Origin of the sequence: Streptomyces sp. NPDC102278 (assembly GCF_044766345.1) — a bacterium.
Taxonomy (GTDB): Bacteria; Actinomycetota; Actinomycetes; order Streptomycetales; family Streptomycetaceae; genus Streptomyces.
Genome location: NZ_JBIWLV010000006.1, coordinates 12,339 through 31,740 on the forward strand (window position 1 = coordinate 12,339; position 19,402 = coordinate 31,740).

Below are 19,402 nucleotides of genomic sequence, written 5' to 3' on the forward strand. Positions count from 1 at the left end.
GGAGTCGGCCCGTCGGATGTGCGCACGTCACGGGCCAACCAGCGTCATCTTTCCGCATGTTGCTGCACGTTGTGTCCTGCCATCCTCCCCTCCCCAGGAGGCACCATGCCGTCCCCCACACGTACGAGAGCGATGCTCCTGGCATCCGGCGCCGCGATCGCCGGACTGCTGGTCGGCGGGCTCTCGGCCGGCGTCTCGCACGCCGCCGACAACGAGTCCTGTCGCCCCGACGGGCTGTACAAGACGGCCGGTGTCGACGTCCCGTACTGCTCGGTCTACGACTCCGAGGGCCGCGAGAAGATGGGCGCGGACCACCAGCGCCGCGTCATCGGCTACTTCACCGGATGGCGCACCGGCAAGGACGGCACCCCCGCCTACCTCGCCAACAACATCCCGTGGTCCAAGGTCACCCACCTGAACTACGCCTTCGCCCACGTCGGCGGGGACAACAAGATCTCCGTCGGCGCGGACAACGCGAACAACGCTGCCACCGGGATGACCTGGCCGGGCGTCGCGGGCGCGGAGATGGACCCGGCCCTCCCCTACAAGGGCCACTTCAACCAGCTGACGAAGTTCAAGAAGCAGTACCCGAACGTGAAGACCCTGATCTCGGTGGGCGGTTGGGCCGAGACCGGCGGCTACTTCGGCGACGACGGCAACCGGGTCGCCTCCGGCGGCTTCTACTCGATGGCCACCAACGCCGACGGCTCGGTCAACCAGGCCGGCATCGACACCTTCGCGACCTCCTCGGTCGAGTTCATCCGCAAGTACGGGTTCAACGGCGTCGACATCGACTACGAGTACCCGACCACCATGAAGGACGCGGGCAACCCGCTGGACTGGCAGCTCTCCAACGCCCGCCGGGCCGGACTGGTCAAGGGCTACGCGGCCCTGATGAAGTCGCTGCGCGAGAAGCTCGACCGCGCGGGCGCCACCGACGGCAAGCACTACCTGCTCACCGTCGCCGCCCCCTCCTCCGGCTACCTGCTGCGGGGCATGGAGACGTTCCAGATGCAGAAGTACCTGGACTACGTGAACATCATGTCCTACGACCTGCACGGCGCCTGGAACGAGTACGTCGGCCCCAACGCCTCGCTCTTCGACGACGGCAAGGACGCCGAGTTGGCGGCCGCCAACGTCTACGGCAGCTCCCAGTACGGGGGCGTCGGGTACCTCAACACCGACTGGGCCTACCACTACTTCCGCGGCTCCATGCCGGCGGGCCGCATCAACATCGGCCTGCCGTACTACACCCGCGGCCACAAGAACGTGCAGGGCGGCACCGACGGCCTGTGGGGCAAGGCGTCCGCGACGACCTGCCCGGCCGGCGCCGGTCTGACCAAGTGCGGTGACGGCGCGGTCGGCATCGACAACCTGTGGCACGACAAGGACACCAACGGGGTCGAGTCCCCCGCCGGTTCCAACCCGATGTGGCACGCCAAGAACCTGGAGAAGGGGATCGTCGGCGACTACGTCACCACGTACGGCTTCCCCGCGAACACCACCCTGACCGGCACCTACGTCCGCAAGTACGACGCCAAGCTGGTCGCGCCGTGGCTGTGGAACGCCCAGAAGAAGGTCTTCCTCTCCACCGAGGACGAGCAGTCGGTGGCGGCCAAGGCCGACTACGTCGTGGACCGCGGCATCGGCGGCACGATGGTCTGGGAGATGGCCGGCGACTACGCCTGGAACGCCGCCAAGGGCCAGTACGAGATGGGCGACACGCTCACCTCGCTGATGTACGACAAGTTCAAGGCGGCCGCCCCGTACGGCGCGAGCAAGTCCAACACCGCGCTGCCGAAGAAGGCCGTGGACGTGACGACGGAGTTCACCGAGTTCAAGCTCGGCGACTCCAACTACCCGATCACCCCGAAGATCAAGATCACCAACAACACCCGGACCACGCTGCCGGGCGGTACCGAGTTCCAGTTCGACTACGCGACCTCGGCTCCGAACAACGCCTCGGACCAGTCCGGGTTCGGCACGAAGGTGATCAGCAGTGACCACACCGGCAGCAACGTCGGTGGCCTGAAGGGCGACTTCCACCGGGTCTCCCTGAAGCTCCCGGCCTGGCAGACCCTGGCCCCGGGCGCCTCGGTCGACCTGGCTTTCAACTACTACCTGCCGGTGTCGACGCCCTCCAACTGGACGGTGAACATCTCCGGCACGACCTACGCCCTCGCCGGCGACCTGGCGCGCGGCACCACGGTGGTGGAGCCGGGCACCACGACCCCGCCCACCACCCCGCCGACGACTCCCCCGACCACCCCGCCGACCACGCCTCCGACGACCCCGCCGACGACGCCTCCGGGCGGCACGTGCACCAACCCGGCGTACGTCGCGGGTCAGGTCTACAACAGCGGCAACGTGGTCTCGCACAAGGGCCGCAACTGGAAGGCCGGTTGGTGGACGCAGAACGAGGAGCCCGGCACCACCGGTGACTGGGGCGTCTGGAAGGACCAGGGCGCGTGCTGACCCCCGGTCTGCCCGCTTGACCCGACGAGTGTGAGGACCCGGTGGCCCGGCGGCCACCGGGTCCACGCGCGTCCGCTCGTGGGCCGGCGCGGTGACCACGGACGGCGCCGCGAGGGATCGGAGCGGCCGCGGCGGGGTCGGGCCGGGGGGCGGCGGGCCGGGGGCGCGGCGGGGCCGGGCCGGGGCCGCGAGGGTCAGCCGGCGAACAGCACGGCCTGCGCTTCCTCGCGGGCGGCCAGTCGGGCCCCCGCCAGGACCGCCGCCCCGCCGAGGACCGTGGCGCGGACCTCCGTCGTGACCGGGGTCAGGGTGCTCAGGCGGGCGGCGACGCGGGCCGCCAGCGCGGGGCCGCCGGCGTGGCCGAGTTCGCCGGCCAGGACCACGCAGCCCGGGTCGAGGATCGCCGCGACGGCCGCCGCCCCGATCGCGAGGCGTTCGGCCAGCGCGTCCAGGAACGGCTCGCCGGCGGCTCCCGCCGCCGCCTCCTCCGCGGACCCCCGGAACCCGTGCTCGGCCGCCAACGCGGTGACGGCCCGGCGCCCGGCCAGCGCGTGGAAGCCTCCGCCGCAGTCGGTGTCGGACGGCAGTGCGGCGGTCCCCGGGACGGGCAGGAAGCCGATCTCCCCCGCTCCGCCGGAGGCCCCTCGGCGCAGCCGCCCGTCCAGGACCACCGCGGCGCCCACGCCGGCGCCCAGCCACAGCAGGACGAAGGAGTCCACGTCCCGGGCCGCGCCGATCCGCTGTTCGGCCAGGGCGGCGAGGTTGGTCTCGTTCTCCACGACCACCTTCGCCGGCAGTCGTCGCCGCAGGGCCGCCACGAGATCCCGGTGCCAGGACGGCAGCCGCAGGGTGTCGCCGAGTTGGCCACTGTCCGGGGAGACCAGCCCCGGAGCGCCGACGACCACGGTGTGCAGGGGGGCCGCGCCGGCCTCCCGCGCGAGGGCGTCCAGCCGGTCCACGGCCTCCTCGACGGCGTCGATCGGCAGTGAGGCCTCGGCCAGCGGCAGGCCCAGCAGGTCGGTGACGACCGCGGTCGCGCTGTCGGTGCGCACGTCCAGCGCGGCCAAGTGGGCGCGGCGGGCGACGATTCCGTACAGGCGGGCGTTGGGGCCGCGCCGCTGTTCCCCGGACTCCCCCACGACCTCGATCAGGCCGGCTTCGGTGAGCCGTTCCACGAGGTCGGCCACCGACGGCCGGGACAGGCCGGTGAGGTGTTTGAGCTGCGTGGCCGTGAGGGGCCCCTCGGACTGGAGGAGTCCGAGGGCGAGCCGGTCGTTGATGGCTCGGGCCGTGCTCGGCGACGCGGGCGAGGGAGCGGCGGCCGTCAGGGCCTTGGCAGGGGTCACGGCGCCCATCTTAGGGAGTCCGGGGCATTAACCATCAGGCAGGGTCCCTGATAGTTTGCGTGTCATGACCGGGGAAACCGACCTCAGCCCGGCGCGACTGCGCCATGCCCGCTTCGCCATCGCCGCCGTGTTCTGCGCCCACGGCGCCGTCACCGGCTCCTTCGCCACCCGCATCCCGTGGATCCAGGACCACGCGCAGCTCAGCGCCGGCACCCTGGGGCTCGCGCTCGCCTTCCCCGCCCTCGGCGCGGCGCTCGCGATGCCGCTGGCCGGGCGGATCAACCACCGGTTCGGCGCGCGCACCGCGCTGCGCGGACTGCTGTCGATGTGGACGCTGTCGCTGATCCTGCCGAGCCTCGCCCCGAACCTGGTGACGCTCTGCCTCGCGCTCTTCGTCTACGGGGCGAGCGCGGGCATGGCGGACGTGGCCATGAACGCGCTCGGCGTGGAGACCGAGAACCGCATGGGCCGCTCGATCATGTCCTCGCTGCACGGCATGTGGAGCGTGGGCGCGCTCCTCGGTTCGGCGGCCGGCACGCTCGCCGCCCACACCGGGGCCGACGCCCGCCTGCACCACCTGATCGCGGCGCTCGCGCTGACAGCCGTCGGGCTGTTCGCCGTACGGGGCGTGCTGGACCTGCGCAGCGCGGAGAACGCGGAGGCGCCGCCGAGCTTCGCACTGCCCCCGAGGTCCGCGCTGCTGATCGGCGCGATCGGCTTCTGCGCGGTCTTCGCGGAGGGCGCCAGTCTCGACTGGTCCGCCGTGTACCTGCGGGACGTGCTGCACACGGACGCGGGTCTGGCCGCCGCCTCGACCACCGCGTTCGCGTTGACGATGGCCGTCGCCCGGCTCGTCGGGGACCGGGTGGTGGACCGGTTCGGCGCCGTGCGGACCGTCCGCGTGGGCGGCGTACTGGCCACCCTGGGCGGGGTGCTGGTGGTGACCGTGCGGCATCCGGCGGCGGCCCTCACGGGATTCGGGCTGATCGGGCTAGGGATCGCGGTGGTGGTCCCGCTGGCGTTCGCGGCGGCGGCGCGCAGCGGTCCGGCGCCGGCGCAGGCGATCGCCGGGGTGGCGACGATCACGTACACCTCCGGCCTGATCGCGCCGTCCGCGATCGGCGCGGTGGCGGACGCGACCTCGCTCGTGGTCTCCTTCGCTCTGGTCACACTGCTGGCGTTCGCGCTGGTGGTGGGGGCCGCGGTGCTGCGCCCGAAGGCCGCGGCGGGCGAGGCCGCCACGACCAACCGGGACGAAACCGCTGGAATCCGGCCGTAATATGTCGGCTGGCTCCCGCGGTTCGGCACGCGGTGCGGCCGATATGCGTGACCGGTCGGTGAAACGGGAGTGGTGGAACATGGGCTTCGGCGTGCGCTGGACCCTGCACGGAGACGGGCGGACCCCCGCCCCCGGCGCGGTGGTGCGGCCCGAGGAGCGGCTGACGTGGCCGCGCACCGCCGGGCTCGGCGCCCAGCACGTCGTGGCCATGTTCGGCGCGAGTTTCGTGGCGCCGGTCCTGATGGGCCTGGACCCGAACCTGGCCATCATGATGTCGGGCGTCGCGACGATCATCTTCCTGCTCGCGACGCGCGGCCGGGTCCCCTCTTACCTGGGCTGTTCGCTCTCCTTCGTCGGGGTCGCGGCCGCGATCCGGGCGGGCGGCGGGGACAGCGCGGTGGTGACGGGCGCGGTGTTCGTCGTCGGCGTCGCGTTGTTCCTGGCGGGCCTCGCGGTCCAGCGGTTCGGGGCACGGATCATCCACGCGGCGATGCCGCCGGTGGTGACCGGCGCGGTGGTGATGCTGATCGGCTTCAACCTGGCGCCCGTGACGGCTTCCACGTACTGGCCGCAGGACCAGTGGACGGCGCTGCTCACCATGCTGGTCACCGGACTCGCCGTGGTGTGCCTGCGGGGTTTCTGGTCCCGGATCGCGATCTTCCTGGGCCTGGTCTTCGGGTACGCGCTCTCCTGGATCCTCGACCTGGTCTTCGGGAAGATCCACTCGACCGCGGGCGGCCCGGACAAGGTCGACCACTGGCGGCTCGACCTCTCCGGGGTGGCCAAGGCCGACTGGATCGGACTGCCGGGCTTCCACGCGCCGGCCTTCGAATGGTCGGCGATCCTCATCGCGTTGCCGGTGGTCATCGCGCTGATCGCGGAGAACGCCGGGCACATCAAGGCCGTCGGCGAGATGACCGGTGACCCGCTCGACGACAAGCTGGGCACCGCCATCGCGGCCGACGGGGCCGCGTCGATGCTCTCCACGGCGGTGGGCGGCCCACCCAACACCACCTACTCCGAGAACATCGGCGTCATGGCCGCCACCCGGGTCTACTCGACGGCCGCCTACTGGGCCGCCGCCGGCTTCGCCCTGCTCTTCGGCCTGTGCCCGAAGTTCGGCGCGGTCGTCGCCGCCATCCCCGGCGGGGTGCTGGGCGGCATCACCGTGATCCTCTACGGCATGATCGGCCTGCTCGGCGCCCAGATCTGGATCAGCGGCGGAGTGGACCTGCGCAATCCGCTGAACCTGGTGCCGGCCGCGGCGGGCATCATCATCGGCATCGGCGGGGTGACGCTGAACATCACCGACAGCTTCGAGTTGGGCGGCATCGCGCTCGGCACCATCGTGGTGATCACCGGCTACCACACCCTGCGGTACTTCGCCCCGGCGCACATGAAGGGGCAAGGGCCGCTGCTCGACTCGGGGACCTCCGACTACGACGACCCCGAGGGCGGGGACGGGCCCGGGGACAAGCGGGGTTGACGCTGCTTCGCCCGAACCGGCGAAGCGTACGGCCAAGTTCCCCGCGCGGCGCGTTCCTGCTGCGACGCTGCCTCCCATGGAAGCGGTGCTCGCGCGGATGCGCGCCCTGGATGAGCGGCTCCCCGCGCAGGACGGTGTGGCCGTCTTCAACCGGGTGTACCTGACGGTGACGCAGACGCTGCACGAACGGCTCTCCCGCGGGGCGTTCCCCGCCCCGCGCAGGGCACAGGCCCTGAGCGTGTGCTTCGCCGAGCGCTACCTGGCGGCGGTGGAGGCGGACCGGGCGCCGGCCTGCTGGCGGCCGCTCCTCCAGTACCGCCGGCACCCGGGGATCCGCCCCCTCCAGCACGCGCTGGCGGGGATCAACGCGCACATCGGACACGACCTGGCACTGGCGGTGGTGTCCACCTGCCTCCACCTGGGCTGCGAACCGGCCGCGCTGGAAGGGGACTTCGACCGGGTCGGCGACACCCTGGTCTCCCTGGAGGAGCAGATCCGCGAAGACCTGATGCCGGGCCCCGACCTGCTGGAGATCGCCGACCCGTTGACCCACCTGGTGGGCTCGTGGAGCCTGGAGCGCGCCCGGGCCGGTGCCTGGTCCGCGGCCCGCCTGCTGTGGACGCTGCGGCGCGCCCCCGAACTGGCCGAGGAGTTCGCCGACTCGTTGGACGCGGGCGTCGGACTGGTCGGCCGCTGCCTGCTCACCCCGCGCGGCTGAAGGCCCGGCAGGGTCGGGGCCGCCGCCCCACGGGTCCTCGGGTCCTCGAACCGACAACGGGCGGAGCCGGGCATGAGAACGGGCCGCCGTCGCGCTGTTCGCGCGGCGGCGGCCCGTGTTCACGGGGTCCGGGAGGGGTCAGTCCTCCGGGAGCTCCACCGGCGCGATGTCGTCGTAGACGTCGCCCGGACCCGGGTTCGTGGTGTCGGTGGTGCCACCGAGGTGGTGCATGACGCCCCAGACCGCGTTGAGGGCGGTCTGTACGGCGCCTTCGGCCCAGCCGGCCGTCCAGGAGATGTCGTCGCCCGCGAGGAAGATGCCGCGCTTGTCCTCGGGGAGGCGGTCCTGCATGAAGTGGGTGAACAGGCGGCGCTGGTAGCGGTAGTGGCCCGGCAGGTTGGCCTTGAACGCGCCCATGAAGTAGGGCTCGTTCTCCCAGGAGACGGTCACCGGGTTGCCGATGACGTGCCGACGGATGTCGACGTTCGGGTAGATCTCGCCGAGGGACTTCAGCATGACCTCCATCCGCTCGTTCGCGGACAGCGGCAGCCACTTCAGGCTGTCGTCGCACCAGGTGTACGAGAGGCAGATGACGGCGGGCTTGTCCGGGCCGTTGTCCAGGAGGTAGGTGCCGCGCGTCATCCGGTCGGTCAGCGTCATCGACATGACGTCGCGGCCCGTCTCTTCGTCCTTGTCCAGCCAGAACGGCCGGTCCACGGGCACGAACAGCTTCGAGCTCTCCATGTAGTGGGTGCGCTCGATCGCCGTCCAGTGGTCGATCGGGAAGAGCGTGTCGTCGCACTCGATCTTGGACAGCAGCATCCACGACTGCGCGGTGAAGATCGCGGCGCGGTACGTGCGGATGTCGCCGGTGGCGTCCGTGACGGTGATCCGGTTGCCGGCCGTGCGGTGCAGGCGGGTCACCGCGGGGCGCGGGGCGCCACCGTGCAGCGAGGACAGCGAGGTGCCCTGGGCCCAGTGGACGATCTTGCCGGGCTCGCGGTCCCACAGGCGCAGCGGCAGCTGCTGCGAGCCGCCGACGATGCCGCGGTGGTGGTCGTCCGCCTCGGTGTAGACGACGCGCAGGATCTCCAGGATGGAGTTGGGGAAGTCGGTGTCCCAGCCGCCCGTGCCGAAGCCGACCTGGCCGAAGATCTCGCGCTTGCGGAAGGACTGGAAGGCCTCGGACTTGCAGAGGAACCCGTAGAAGGTCTCGTCGTCGAGCTTCTCGACGAGCTTGGCCCAGATCTCGCGGATGCGCGGGACGTCCCGCTCGCGCATCGCGGTGTTCATGTCGGAGAAGTCGGCGCCCTCGTCGAGGCAGGCGTTCCACGCGGCGGCGACGTCACGGTAGACCTGCGGGAGGTCGGCGATGGTCTCGGCGTAGTGCGTCTCGCCCTTGAGGTCCACGACCGTCGAGGGGGTGGCCTCGGCGAGCGGGTTCGGGAAGGGCTCGGTGACGAGGCCGACCAGGTCGATGTAGTGCTGGAGGGCCGTGGAGGACGGCGGGAAGCGCATGGCGCCCATCTCCGCGGTCAGCTCTTCGGTGCCGGCGCCCTCGAAGCCGACGGTGCGCAGCCGGCCGCCGATCTGGTCCGCCTCGTAGACGACGGGCTTGAGGCCCATCTTCATCAGCTCGTACGCGGAGATGATGCCGGACAGTCCGCCGCCGATGACGGCGACCTCGGTGCCGAGCTCCGTCGCCGGGATCTGGCCGAGCCCTGCCGGGTGGGCGAGGAAGTCGTCGTACGCGTACGGGAAGTCCGGGCCGAACATGGTGATCGGGGGCTGTCCGTCGCTGTGCGGGACGGCGGTGGTGGGCACCGTGGACGTCATGGGGTACGGCTCCTTGCGAACGGACTCGGGCAGGGTGGGGGGCGGGCGGGCGGACCGGGGGCGGGCCCGGGACCGGGGTTCCGGGAGGTGCGGGGGATCTGGGGGGGGTCAGACCAGCGAGGCGTACAGCCCCGGGCGGCGGTCGCGCAGGTAGGGGTTGGTCTCGCGCGAGGCCCGCAGCAGTTCCGGGTCGGCCTCGCCGAAGACGAGCTCCTCGCCGCGGCCGGCCCGGGTCCGGGTGACCCCGTCGGGACCGGCCAGGCAGCTGAGGCCGACGAACTCGAACTCGCCCTCGGGGCCGGTGCGGTTGACGTACGCGATGTACATCTGGTTCTCGAAGGCCCGGACGGGGACCAGCTGCTCGGCGACGAACTGGAACGGGTGCATCTGCGCGGTCGGGACCAGGAGGAGGTCCGTGCCGGCCAGCGCGTGCGCGCGGACGTTCTCGGGGAACTCCACGTCGTAGCAGATCATGATGCCGACACGGAGGCCGTTCAGGTCCGCCTGGACGACGGGGGTGTCGCCGGCGGTGAAGGCGTCCCGCTCGAAGCCGCCGAAGAGGTGGGTCTTGCGGTGGTTCGCGAGCGGGGTCCCGTCGGGGCCGATGAGCTGCGCGGAGTTGAAGACGGCGTCGCCCGCCCGCTCCGGGTAGCCGTACAGGACGGCGACACCGTGGCGGCGGGCGATCTCGCCGATGGCGACGGCGGACGGGCCGTCGACCGGTTCGGCGAGGCCGGGGATGTCCTGGAGGTCCAGCGCGTAGCCGGTCAGGAACATCTCCGACGTCACGAGGAGCCCGGCCCCGCCCTGTGCGGCACGTGCCGCGGCCTCGTCGAGCGCCTTCAGGTTCGCGGCGGTGTCGCCGAGCCGTCCGGAGCTCTGGAGGAGGGCGGTGCGCAGCGGGGGCATGGGCGTACCTCTGTGACAGGTGGGGAGGGGGTCATTAGACGGTACGTTCGGGCGTTCGACCGGGACAAGCCGTCACCGTTGCGCTCAGAGGATCGATTCGTTGCGCATTCGGCGGGGCAGGCGGCGATTCGTTGCGCGCACCCCCTCCGCCGCCGATTCACTCGCCCGTGCGGAAGGCCGGATGGGCGCGGAGACGACCCAGGTACGAGCGTACGGCCGGCCCCGCCGCGAGCGGCTCGGGGCGGTGTCGCAGCGCCACCCACAGGTCCACGTCGGTGACGGTCGGCAGGTCGCCCAGGGCGTACGGGGACCGGGCGAGGCGGTGTTCCAGCAGGGCGAGGGCGGCCGATCGTTCGGCCCGCGGCGCGGCGTCGTCCAGGAGCGCCCGGACGGCCGGGGCGAGCGCGGCAGGGGCGGGCGGGGCCAGGTCGGGACGGCCCGCGAGGCCGACGGCGAGGTCGTCGAGGATGTCGGGGGTGTGGTTGCTGACCACGCGGCCGCTCCAGGTGTCGCAGAGCGCGGGAACGGCGAGGGTGCCGTCGTAGTGGTGTCCGGCGGCCTCGTACGCGGCGCGCAGGGCCGCGTGGGAGGCCGGGTCGCCGAGCACGGTGGTGCCCACGGAGTCGGCGAGGCCGAGGAGACGCAGGGCGGTGGTCACCCGCAGGGAGCGGGGACAGCCGGCGGAGAGGTAGAGGTGGTAGCGGCGGGGGTCGGGCGAGAAGCCGCTGCCGATGCGGCCCCGGGGGGCCGGGACGGGGGCGGTGCGGGGCAGGGTCATCTGGAGCATGGCTCTCCTCGGTCGTCGGTACCGGGCCCGGCACGGGCCTGCGGGGTGGGGCGTCGGCGAGCGGGACCCGGGCCTGCGGGGCCCTAGCCTGCGGGGCCCCGGGCCGGGACGGGCGGGGTGCGGTGGGCGCGGCCGCGGGTCCGGACGGAAGGTGTGCGGTGGGCGCGGCCGCGGGTCCGGACGGAAGGGGGCGTACGGCGGCATGCCGGCGCGTCCCCGGCCGCGCCGGGCTTCAGGGGCTCCGGCGGCTCGCCCCGGGTCCGTCGCACACGCCCCGGCGGACCGGCGCGGCAAGGGCGTCGGCCGCGCGGGGCGGGCACGGCCGGATCGGCCGGGGCGGGGCGGGGGCTTCAGGCGCGCGCGGCGAAGGCGCTGCAGACGCGGAGCAGGTCGATGTGGAGGCGTCGGGTCAGCCACGAGCGGCGGAGGGGATGTGTCCCCGCCTCGGGTCTCCGGGCCATCTCCACCGATCTCGTCCTGTCGTCGGGGCATAAACCCGCCCGTCGTGGGCGCTGACGATCCTGACCGTCCCCCGCAGTCTCACGGCGTCGCGCGGGGCCGTCAAGAAGTCGGTCACGAACCGACGACCCCGCGTATTCGACGGAAGGATCCCCGCACCTCATGTCCCCCCGCACGGACACCGGTACACATCCCCTCGACAATCCGGTCTGGGCCGCGCTGAGCGGCCCGCACCGCGACTTCGCGGTGTCCGGTGGGCGCGCCGCCCGCTACCGGACGGACGCGAACCCCTTCGCCGCCCTGGAGGACCCGGACGACCCGCGCGCCTGGGCGGACCTCGCGGCGCTGGTGGGCCCGGGCACGGAGGTCTGGTTGACGGGGTTGCCGACGCCGCCCGCCGGCTGGGAGACGGTGTTGGCCGTACCGGGCGTCCAGCTCGACGGCAGCGGGGTGCCCGGCGAGTCGGCGCCCGAGGCGGTGCGGCTCGGGGCGGCCGACGTCCCCGAGATGCTGGACCTGGTCCGGCTGACCGAGCCGGGGCCCTTCCTCCCGCGCACCGTCGAGCTGGGCACGTACCTCGGGATCCGGCACGAGGGCCGGCTGGTCGCGATGGCCGGGGAGCGGATGCGACCGCCGGGCTGGACGGAGATCAGCGCCGTGTGCACGCACCCCGACCACCGGGGGAAGGGGCTGGCGGCGCGACTGATCCGGGCGGTGGCGGCCGGCATCCGCGAGCGCGGCGACGTGCCGTTCCTGCACGCCGCCGCGAGCAACGTGAACGCCGTCCGCCTGTACACGTCGATGGGCTTCGTCCTGCGCCGCGAGCCGGTGTTCATCGGGCTGCGGACCCCGGGCGACGAAAAGAAGGCTTAACACGGGGTTCATTGAATGGGCGCACCCGGCGCCTTAGGTTCGGGGTGGGTAGCGATGAACAGGGGGGTGGCGGTGGCCACGCAGTGTGCGGCGCCCATCCCACCCCCCGACCCGACCGGCGCCCGCGGCGCCCGGTCGGCGTCCAACTCCCTTGCGTGCCGGGGATGTTTCAGGGGGCGGTGAGCGGTCACACGCGGGGGAACCCACGTACCCCTTGGAAAGGAACCGCCATGACCGACGTCTCCCGCCTGCCGGGTTCCGCCCCCGACAACTGGCAGTGGCAGTCCCGGGCGGCCTGTCGGGACCTGGGGTCCGGCCGCTTCTTCCACCCCGCCGGTGAGCGGGGCGAGGACCGCGAGGACCGCGACGAGGCCGCCAAGCGGGTCTGCGCCGGATGCCCTGTACGGACGGCCTGCCTCGAACACGCGCTGCGCACCCGTGAGGCCTTCGGGGTCTGGGGCGGCCTGACCGAGGAGGAGCGGCACGCCCTCCTGGGCGGTCGGCGCGCCCCCGCCCATGTGTAGAAGAGCCGCCCGGGCGGGCGCGAAAGGGATCGGGAACGACGACGGGTCGGACGTGCGAACGCGTCCGACCCGTTCTGCTGTCCCGGCCCGCTGGCCGCCCCGACCTGTCGGCGAGAGCGGGCGGCGCCGTTGCCACCGGGATAAAATGGGGCGGTTGGGGGCAGCGGTCGCGCCGGGGCGCGTGGGCCGCGCGACGCGTTCTGTCGACCGGGGGTCCCACGGGAGGAACACCCATGAAGCGACGCATCCGTCTGACCGTGCTCACCCCGCTGGCGACCGGCGCCCTCGCCGTCGGCTCCCTGGTGGTCTCCTCGGGCGGCGCCGGGGCGGCCGCGCCCGCGGCCACCTGCTCCGCGTCGGTCACCGGTCCCGATGGAACGGTGTCCGTGTCCGGCAAGGGGTTCGAGCCGGGGGCCGCCGTCCTGTCCTCGCCGACCGCCCAGGGCGGCCGGTTCGAGGTCGGCCCCGACGGCGCCTTCACGCTCCCGAAGCGGCAGAACGGCGCGTACACCGTGTCCCAGGGCGGCCGGGACATCAAGTGCGGCGGCGGGGACGAGGCGGACGCTCACGCCCGGGCGGGCGGCGACCCGTACAAGGCCGGTGTCGTCGCCGGGTGGGACGCCGTCAAGGGGAGCTGTGACGCGAGCGCGCCGCCCTCGGCGAACCAGCAGTTCTCGAACGGTTGGAAGAAGGGCGCGGCCGTGGCGCGCGAGGCGTACTGCTGAGCCCCGGTCGCGGATCCCGGCGAGCTACGCCGGTGCTCCCGAGGTGAAGCGGCGCAGCAGCGGCGAGAGGACCAGGACGGACTTGGTGCGTTCCACGAACGGCTCGCCCGCGATCCGCTCCAGTACGCGTTCGAAGTGCCTCATGTCGGAGGCGAAGATCTGGACGAGGGCGTCCGCGTCACCGGTGACGGTGGACGCGGACACGACCTCGGGGTACCGCTCCAACCCCCGCCGGATGTCGTCCGGCGAGGTGTTGTGGCGACAGTAGATCTCGATGAAGCCCTCGGTCTCCCAGCCCATGGCGGCGGGATCGACCCGGACGGTGAAGCCGGTGATGGCCCCCTCGGCGCGCAGCCGGTCCACGCGCCGTTTGACGGCGGGGGCCGAGAGTCCGACCTCGGAGCCGATGTCCGCGTAGGAACGTCGGGCGTCCTCGGCGAGGGCGTGCACGATGCGTTCGTCGAGATCGTTCAGTCGCACTGCGGGTGGATCACTTCTCTGCTGTGGCCAGTCGGGAGCGGCGAATGCCGTACAGGAAGTAGAACACGAGACCCGCTGCCATCCAGCCACCGAAAACGATCCACGTGACGGTGTCCAGGCTGAACATCATGTAGCCGCAGGCGAGGAAACCGAGGATGGGCGTGATCGGGAACAGCGCCACCTTGAAGGTGCGCGGCAGGTCCGGCTTGGTGCGGCGCAGGATGATGACGGCGACGTTGACCAGGCCGAAGGCGAAGAGGGTGCCGATGCTGGTGGCGTCGGCCAGTTTGCCGAGCGGGATGAAGGACGCGAGGATCCCGCAGAAGAGGGAGACGATCACGACGTTGGCGCGGGGGGCGCCGGTCTTCGGGTTGACCTTGGCGAAGACCTTGGGCACGAGGCCGTCGCGGGACATGGCGAAGAGGATGCGGGTCTGGCCGTAGAGCACGGCGAAGACCACCGACGCGATGGCGACGACGGCGCCGGCGGCGAGGACGACTCCCCAGAAGGTGTGCCCGGAGACGTCGGTCATGATCTGTGCCAGCGCGGCCTCGGTGCCCTCGAAGTCCTGCCACGGCATGGCGCCGACGGCGACGAAGGCGACGAGGACGTAGAGCACGGTGACGATGCCCAGCGAGAGCATGATCGCGCGGGGCAGGTCGCGCTTGGGGTTCTCGGCCTCTTCACCCGCGGTGGAGGCGGCGTCGAAGCCGATGTACGAGAAGAACAGCGTGGAGGCGGCGGCGCTGATGCCGGTGATGCCGAGCGGGGCGAGCGGGGTGTAGTTGCCGGCCTTGATGCCCATGAAGCCGATGCCGATGAAGAGCAGCAGCGTGACGATCTTCACGCCCACCATGATCGAGTTGACCCGGGCGCTCTCCTTCGCGCCGCCCATCAGGAAGACCATGGCGAGCAGGACCACGACCAGCGCGGGCAGGTTGATGAAGCCGCCCTCGCCCAGCGGGGCGGATATCGCCTCGGGGATGGTGACGCCGATGGTGCCGTCGAGGAGTTCGTTGAGGTACTCGCCCCAGCCGACGGCGACCGCCGCGACGGACACGCCGTACTCCAGGACCAGGCACCAGCCGCAGACCCAGGCGATGAGCTCGCCCATGGTGGCGTAGGAGTAGGAGTACGAGGAACCGGAGACCGGCACGGATCCGGCCAGCTCCGCGTAGGAGAGCGCGGAGAACAGCGCGGTCAGGCCCGCGATGACGAAGGAGATCGTGACGGCGGGGCCGGCCTTGGGGGCCGCCGTGCCGAGGACGACGAAGATGCCGGTGCCCAGGGTGGCGCCGATGCTGATCATCGTCAGCTGCCACATGGTGAGCGAGCGGCGCAGCGAGCCGCCCTCACCCTGGCCGCCCTCGGCGACCAGCTGCTCGACCGGCTTGCGGCGCAGCAAAGGATGGGCAGGCTTGCGGGGCTCGGAGGTGAGCGGTGGCGCCTGGCCGGTTTCGAGCACGAGGGGACTCCTTTGACACTGCGGGTGGGGATTCAGGCATCGACCGCAGCGGTCCGGAGCAGGAGCAGGCGGGCAGGAGCCGACCTGGGCATGGGGGACCGCCGAGCAGGCGGTCCACGCCACTCCACGTACAGCGAGTGAGCCTACGAGCTGAGGGATACCGCCCGTAATGCACCATCCTTGCACATTGGCGCACGATCGTTGCGCGGATCTGTCCTGGATGGTCCTTTGTTGCGCGCGGACGATCGATCACTGCGCGACCCCCCTTCGAGCCTCTCCGGCGGCGCATCCTTGACTCCTCGTCAGATCTGCCGCACGGTGCCGCCAGGACGGCGCGGCCGCGGGCGCCACCGCGGTCGGCGACGGGCCGACGTCCGCACACCTGTGCGGTGTTTCCGCACGTGAGGGGTGTTCCCGCACGTGACGGGCAGACGATGGTGGTCGACCGCGGGGTCGGCGCGAGGTTCCCGTACCCGACGAGCGGAGGCGACGAGTGAGCGTGGTGAGACCACTGGAGGCGGACGGCGGGTGGTTGGACCCCGGGCCCTTCCTGCGCGGTGTCGCCTGGCTGGACGAGGGACGGCCCGTGCGCGCCGACCCGGCGGACACCATGCGGCTGCCCTGGGACACCGGCGAGCGGGCCGCCCTGCCCATCGGGGTGCGGCTGGAGTTCACCACCGGGTCGGCGCACGCCGTGGAGATCCGCTACCGGGCGACCGTGCCCGGCCCCACCGACGCGCTGCGCGACCTCGCGCACGGCTTCGCGCTGTGGAACCGGCACGGCATGCTCACCGAGGTCTTCACCGAGCCGGCCGCGGAGGCCGTCGTACGCATCGCGATCACCGGCGGGCGCGGACCGTTCACCGTCCACCCGCCCGAGGCCCATTCCCCCGTGATCCTCGGGATCCGCGGGGTCGGCGGCCCGATCGCCCCCGCCCCGACGGCCCCGCGCTGGGTGGTGCACGGCGACTCCATCACCGAGGGCTGGTGGTCCACCCGCCCCGCCCACGGCTGGCCCGCCGTCGCCGGCCGGTCGCTGGGCTGGGACACGGTCAACCTCGGCTACGCGGGCGCCGCGCGCGGGGAACTCGCCACTGCCGAACAGATCGCGGGGCTCCCCGCCGACGTGCTCACCCTGGCCTTCGGCACCAACTGCTGGTCCCGGGTGCCGTTCACCCCGGCGATGCTGTACGAGACCACGCGCGCCTTCCTCGACCTGGTCCGGCAGGGGCACCCGAGCACCCCGCTGCTGCTCCTCTCCCCGGTGCTGCGCCCCGACGCCGAGCGGACGCCGAACCGGCTCGGCGCCACCCTGGGCGCCCTGCGCGACGCCATGGAGCGCGCCACCCGCGACCGGATGGCCGCCGGGGACGCCCGGTTGGCGCTGTTGCCCGGGCGGGACCTGCTGGGACCCGAGCACCTCGCGGACGGGCTGCACCCCGACGACGACGGACACCGGGTTCTCGGCCTCGCTGTGTGCACGGCTCTGCGCCGGGCCGGGTTCGACGCGGGCTAGGTGAAAGACGACACACCCCGCGCGCTGAACGGTTCGCTCCCCCGACGACGTGTCCTGCACAAGTTGCCGACGCTCCGGCGACGGACTCGGCAGTCATCACACGTGGGAGAGATCAAGATGGGCTTCAAGCGCGGAACCACCCTGGCCGTCGTCGCAGTCGCGGTCGCCCTTTCGGCGACGGCGTGCGGCGGAGCCGACAAGGCCGGCGGCAACACCCAGCCGGCCGGGGCCGTGGCTCCCGCGGCGGATCCCTACGGCGCCGGCGCCGGCGCGGACCCCGCGGCCGCCGCCGAGGCCAAGCCCGCCGGCCAACTGGCCGTCGCCGCCGACGGCAAGCTCGGCTCCGTGCTCACCGACGGCGCCGGGTTCACCCTGTACCGCTTCGACAAGGACACCCCGAAGCCGCCGAAGTCGAACTGCGAGGGTGCCTGCGCCACCACGTGGCCGGTCGTCCCCGCCGGGGACGTCACCGCCGCCGCGGGCGTGGACGCGGCGCTGCTGGGCGAGGTGGAGCGCGCCGACGGGAGCAGGCAGCTGACGGTGGCGGGCTGGCCGATGTACCGGTACAGCAAGGACACCAAGGCCGGCGACACCAACGGCCAGGGCGTCGGCGGCACCTGGTTCGCCTCGGCCCCCGACGGCAAGAAGGCGGCCAAGGACGCGGCGGCGGCTCCCGCCCCCGCTCCGGAAGGGGCGGGCGAGGCGACCGGCGCGCTGACCGTGGCCAAGGACCCGAAGCTGGGCGAGCACATCGTCGACGGCAACGGCATGACCGTCTACCGGTTCAAGAAGGACAGCGCCTGGCCGATGAAGTCCAACTGCGAGGACGCCTGCGTGGCCAAGTGGCCGGTGGTGGCCCCGGTCGACAAGGCCAACGCCAAGGGCATCGTCGAGAAGGGCTACACGGTCCTGAACCGCCCCGACGGCAAGAAGCAGCAGTCCATCGACTGCTGGCCCATCTACACCTTCAGCGGCGACAAGAAGGCCGGCGACACCAACGGCCAGGGCGTCGGCGGCACCTGGTACGCCGTCTCCCCCGAGGGCAAGCTCATCACCACCGCCAAGTAGGCGCCACGGACCATCCTGAACGCGCGACCCCCGCCCCCCTCCCCCCGGCGGGGGTCGCGCCCCCGTTCCGCCCCGGCGGAGCGAAACCTAGACTCGTCCTCATGCTGCGCGCACTGGCCGTCGACGACGAGAGACCCCTGCTGGAGGAACTCCTCTACCTGCTGCGTTCCGACCCGAGGGTCCGCAGCGCCGAGGGGGCCTCGGACGCCACCGAGGCGCTGCGCCGGATCACGCGGGCGCTGGAGAGCGGCCCGGACGGTCCCGACGGCATCGACGTGGTCTTCCTCGACATCCACATGGCGGGGTTGACCGGCCTGGACATCGCCCGGCTGCTGGCCGGGTTCGCACGGCCGCCGCTGATCGTGTTCGTCACCGCCCACGAGGGGTTCGCCGTCCAGGCCTTCGACCTCAAGGCGGTCGACTACGTCCTCAAGCCGGTGCGTCCCGAGCGGCTGGCCGAGGCCGTCCGCCGGGTCGGCGCCCAGCTCGGCCGGGCGCAGGAGCCGCCGGCGGCGGAACTCCCGGTCTCCGGCGCCGGAACGGACGGCGCCGCGCCGCCGGTCGCGGCGGTCCCCGGTCAGGGCCGGACCCCGCCGGGGGTCCTCGCGGCCGACCGCGCGCCCGATCAGATCGCCGTCGAACTGGGCGGGGTCACCCGCTTCGTGGCGATATCCGACATCGCCCACGTGGAGGCCCAGGGCGACTACGCCCGGCTGCACACCGACGAGGGCAGCCACCTGGTACGGATCCCGCTGTCCACGCTGGAGGAGCGCTGGGCGGCGCGCGGGTTCGTCCGGATCCACCGCCGACACCTGGTGGCGCTGCGCCGGATCGACGAACTGCGCCTGGACGCCGGCGCCACGACCGTGCGCGTCGGCTCGGCGGAACTCCAGGTCAGCCGCCGCCACGCACGCGAACTCCGCGAGCTGCTGATGCGCCAGGCCACCGGCTGACACCCGCACCGCCGACCGTCCGACGCACCGCCCGACGCACCGTTCGTCGCGCCGTTCGTCGCGCCGGGCGGGGCGTACGGCGATCCCCGGGGCCCGTCGGTCGCACCGGTCGCCCCGGCGCCTTCCGCGCCCGCCGGCCGCGCGTATCGTGGATCTTCCGGCGTGGGAGGAGCAACGGTTGTCCGAGATCGAGGCGCTGCTGGACGCGCTGACCGGACTGCCCCGGACCCGGCCCGCCGGGCCCGCCGAGGCCGAGGCCCTGCTGGCCCGGCTGCGGAGCGCGGCCGCCCGCTGGGCCGACCTGCTGTACGAGGCCCACGACGGCACCCGCCGGCAGTTGCCGCCCCGCGCGGAGGCCGCCCTGATGCAGGCCTTCCGTCGGGCGGAGGAGTCGTACGTGGAGTTGGAGATCGCCCTGCGCGACTGCGCGGACCACCGCGACCCGGCCCGCTGACGCCGGCCCCCTGACCTCGGGCGAGCGGACCCCCGGGCGGCCGATCCCC

Annotated in this window: 17 protein-coding genes; 11 read left to right on the forward strand and 6 right to left on the reverse strand. The window is 72.7% G+C overall.

Features of this window, described 5'->3' with window-relative positions:
• Window positions 1-105: 105 nt before the first annotated feature.
• The gene (locus tag ACIRO3_RS16845) at window positions 106-2,475 is read left to right on the forward strand and encodes a chitinase C-terminal domain-containing protein (RefSeq protein ID WP_404137198.1); all 2,370 of its coding nucleotides are present in this window, start codon (window positions 106-108) and stop codon (window positions 2,473-2,475) included.
• 194 nt (window positions 2,476-2,669) lie between these two features.
• Here ACIRO3_RS16845 and ACIRO3_RS16850 read toward each other — a convergent pair whose 3' ends face one another.
• Window positions 2,670-3,830 (reverse strand): ROK family protein, encoded by a 1,161-nt coding sequence (locus ACIRO3_RS16850; RefSeq protein ID WP_404137201.1) that lies wholly within the window; start codon window positions 3,828-3,830, stop codon window positions 2,670-2,672.
• A gap of 55 nt (window positions 3,831-3,885) precedes the next feature.
• On the opposite strand from ACIRO3_RS16850, the gene ACIRO3_RS16855 reads away from it, so the two are divergent.
• From ACIRO3_RS16855 to ACIRO3_RS16865, 3 genes are all read left to right on the forward strand, one after another.
• Entirely contained in the window at window positions 3,886-5,100 is a 1,215-nt protein-coding gene (locus ACIRO3_RS16855) for an MFS transporter (protein ID WP_404137203.1), read from the forward strand.
• Between the two features lie 79 nt (window positions 5,101-5,179).
• A complete protein-coding gene (locus ACIRO3_RS16860) occupies window positions 5,180-6,586 on the forward strand; it encodes a uracil-xanthine permease family protein (protein ID WP_404137788.1) in 1,407 nt (468 codons plus the stop codon).
• Between the two features lie 76 nt (window positions 6,587-6,662).
• Window positions 6,663-7,304, forward strand: a complete 642-nt coding sequence (locus tag ACIRO3_RS16865) for a DUF5995 family protein (RefSeq protein WP_361779122.1) — start codon at window positions 6,663-6,665, stop codon at window positions 7,302-7,304.
• A gap of 138 nt (window positions 7,305-7,442) precedes the next feature.
• On the opposite strand, the gene ACIRO3_RS16870 is transcribed toward ACIRO3_RS16865, so the two are convergent.
• The 3 genes from ACIRO3_RS16870 to ACIRO3_RS16880 all read right to left on the reverse strand — a co-directional run bounded on the left by ACIRO3_RS16870 (window position 7,443) and on the right by ACIRO3_RS16880 (window position 10,836).
• Window positions 7,443-9,140 (reverse strand): flavin monoamine oxidase family protein, encoded by a 1,698-nt coding sequence (locus ACIRO3_RS16870; protein WP_404137206.1) that lies wholly within the window; start codon window positions 9,138-9,140, stop codon window positions 7,443-7,445.
• Window positions 9,141-9,248: 108 nt separating this feature from the next.
• Entirely contained in the window at window positions 9,249-10,049 is an 801-nt protein-coding gene (locus tag ACIRO3_RS16875) for a carbon-nitrogen hydrolase family protein (protein ID WP_361779116.1), read from the reverse strand.
• Window positions 10,050-10,206: 157 nt separating this feature from the next.
• Window positions 10,207-10,836, reverse strand: a complete 630-nt coding sequence (locus ACIRO3_RS16880; protein WP_361779113.1) for a cell envelope biogenesis protein OmpA — start codon at window positions 10,834-10,836, stop codon at window positions 10,207-10,209.
• A gap of 621 nt (window positions 10,837-11,457) precedes the next feature.
• Here ACIRO3_RS16880 and ACIRO3_RS16885 point away from each other — a divergent pair.
• The 3 genes from ACIRO3_RS16885 to ACIRO3_RS16895 all read left to right on the forward strand — a co-directional run bounded on the left by ACIRO3_RS16885 (window position 11,458) and on the right by ACIRO3_RS16895 (window position 13,417).
• Complete coding sequence (locus ACIRO3_RS16885; RefSeq protein ID WP_361779110.1) at window positions 11,458-12,168, forward strand: GNAT family N-acetyltransferase; 711 nt, start codon at window positions 11,458-11,460, stop codon at window positions 12,166-12,168.
• A 230-nt stretch (window positions 12,169-12,398) separates the two neighbouring features.
• Complete coding sequence (locus tag ACIRO3_RS16890) at window positions 12,399-12,692, forward strand: WhiB family transcriptional regulator (protein WP_361779107.1); 294 nt, start codon at window positions 12,399-12,401, stop codon at window positions 12,690-12,692.
• Window positions 12,693-12,925: 233 nt separating this feature from the next.
• Window positions 12,926-13,417 carry a hypothetical protein gene (locus ACIRO3_RS16895; protein WP_404137211.1) on the forward strand — a complete coding sequence of 164 codons (492 nt, stop codon included), beginning with the start codon at window positions 12,926-12,928 and terminating at the stop codon, window positions 13,415-13,417.
• A 24-nt stretch (window positions 13,418-13,441) separates the two neighbouring features.
• On the opposite strand, the gene ACIRO3_RS16900 is transcribed toward ACIRO3_RS16895, so the two are convergent.
• Entirely contained in the window at window positions 13,442-13,897 is a 456-nt protein-coding gene (locus ACIRO3_RS16900) for an Lrp/AsnC family transcriptional regulator (RefSeq protein ID WP_030027017.1), read from the reverse strand.
• Between the two features lie 10 nt (window positions 13,898-13,907).
• On the reverse strand, window positions 13,908-15,362 hold the full coding sequence (locus tag ACIRO3_RS16905) for an amino acid transporter (protein ID WP_361779100.1): 1,455 nt from the start codon (window positions 15,360-15,362) through the stop codon (window positions 13,908-13,910).
• A 502-nt stretch (window positions 15,363-15,864) separates the two neighbouring features.
• On the opposite strand from ACIRO3_RS16905, the gene ACIRO3_RS16910 reads away from it, so the two are divergent.
• From ACIRO3_RS16910 to ACIRO3_RS16925, 4 genes are all read left to right on the forward strand, one after another.
• On the forward strand, window positions 15,865-16,878 hold the full coding sequence (locus ACIRO3_RS16910) for a GDSL-type esterase/lipase family protein (protein WP_361779276.1): 1,014 nt from the start codon (window positions 15,865-15,867) through the stop codon (window positions 16,876-16,878).
• A 117-nt stretch (window positions 16,879-16,995) separates the two neighbouring features.
• Window positions 16,996-17,946, forward strand: coding sequence for an SCO0930 family lipoprotein (locus tag ACIRO3_RS16915; protein WP_361779273.1), 951 nt, complete (start codon window positions 16,996-16,998; stop codon window positions 17,944-17,946).
• Between the two features lie 101 nt (window positions 17,947-18,047).
• Window positions 18,048-18,899, forward strand: coding sequence for a LytR/AlgR family response regulator transcription factor (locus ACIRO3_RS16920; RefSeq protein WP_404137216.1), 852 nt, complete (start codon window positions 18,048-18,050; stop codon window positions 18,897-18,899).
• A 178-nt stretch (window positions 18,900-19,077) separates the two neighbouring features.
• Window positions 19,078-19,353, forward strand: a complete 276-nt coding sequence (locus ACIRO3_RS16925) for a hypothetical protein (RefSeq protein ID WP_361779096.1) — start codon at window positions 19,078-19,080, stop codon at window positions 19,351-19,353.
• The last annotated feature ends 49 nt before the right edge of the window (window positions 19,354-19,402 follow it).

What these genes read in the sequence shown, in the direction of transcription:
- ACIRO3_RS16860 (WP_404137788.1), top strand. Translation starts at nt 5,180, where the DNA reads ATGGGCTTCGGCGTGCGCTGGACCCTGCACGGAGACGGGCGGACCCCC.
- ACIRO3_RS16895 (WP_404137211.1), top strand. Translation starts at nt 12,926, where the DNA reads ATGAAGCGACGCATCCGTCTGACCGTGCTCACCCCGCTGGCGACCGGC.
- ACIRO3_RS16885 (WP_361779110.1), top strand. Translation starts at nt 11,458, where the DNA reads ATGTCCCCCCGCACGGACACCGGTACACATCCCCTCGACAATCCGGTC.
- ACIRO3_RS16920 (WP_404137216.1), top strand. Translation starts at nt 18,048, where the DNA reads ATGCTGCGCGCACTGGCCGTCGACGACGAGAGACCCCTGCTGGAGGAA.
- ACIRO3_RS16890 (WP_361779107.1), top strand. Translation starts at nt 12,399, where the DNA reads ATGACCGACGTCTCCCGCCTGCCGGGTTCCGCCCCCGACAACTGGCAG.
- ACIRO3_RS16845 (WP_404137198.1), top strand. Translation starts at nt 106, where the DNA reads ATGCCGTCCCCCACACGTACGAGAGCGATGCTCCTGGCATCCGGCGCC.
- ACIRO3_RS16880 (WP_361779113.1), bottom strand. Translation starts at nt 10,836, where the DNA reads ATGCTCCAGATGACCCTGCCCCGCACCGCCCCCGTCCCGGCCCCCCGG.
- ACIRO3_RS16915 (WP_361779273.1), top strand. Translation starts at nt 16,996, where the DNA reads ATGGGCTTCAAGCGCGGAACCACCCTGGCCGTCGTCGCAGTCGCGGTC.
- ACIRO3_RS16875 (WP_361779116.1), bottom strand. Translation starts at nt 10,049, where the DNA reads ATGCCCCCGCTGCGCACCGCCCTCCTCCAGAGCTCCGGACGGCTCGGC.
- ACIRO3_RS16850 (WP_404137201.1), bottom strand. Translation starts at nt 3,830, where the DNA reads ATGGGCGCCGTGACCCCTGCCAAGGCCCTGACGGCCGCCGCTCCCTCG.
- ACIRO3_RS16855 (WP_404137203.1), top strand. Translation starts at nt 3,886, where the DNA reads ATGACCGGGGAAACCGACCTCAGCCCGGCGCGACTGCGCCATGCCCGC.
- ACIRO3_RS16870 (WP_404137206.1), bottom strand. Translation starts at nt 9,140, where the DNA reads ATGACGTCCACGGTGCCCACCACCGCCGTCCCGCACAGCGACGGACAG.
- ACIRO3_RS16865 (WP_361779122.1), top strand. Translation starts at nt 6,663, where the DNA reads ATGGAAGCGGTGCTCGCGCGGATGCGCGCCCTGGATGAGCGGCTCCCC.